Origin of the sequence: Gulosibacter sediminis (assembly GCF_014904065.1) — a bacterium.
Taxonomy (GTDB): Bacteria; Actinomycetota; Actinomycetes; order Actinomycetales; family Microbacteriaceae; genus Gulosibacter; species Gulosibacter sediminis.
Window position 1 is genome coordinate 1 of the sequence record NZ_JACXJG010000043.1, and the last position, 207, is coordinate 207.

Here is a 207-nt window from a genome sequence, read left to right on the forward strand (position 1 = left end):
GCAGAAGAACGTCCTCGACCGTCGATCCTGGGGCACACGAGAGGAACTGCGCCTGGCCATCGTGTCCTGGATCGAGGGCAAGTACCACCGCAAACGCCGTCAACGCCGACTCGGGAAACTCACCCCCATCGAGTTCGAACTCATCATGAACCCAGCCGCTACACTGGCGGCATAAACCCGGAGGTCAACCAAACCTTCAGCGGACCC

1 protein-coding gene is annotated in these 207 nt (G+C 60.9%); it reads left to right on the forward strand.

Annotated elements, in window-relative coordinates:
* The coding region (locus ID132_RS13220) for an IS3 family transposase (protein WP_328744570.1) at positions 1 to 175 on the forward strand (175 nt) is incomplete at its 5' end.
* Positions 176 to 207 lie beyond the last annotated feature (32 nt).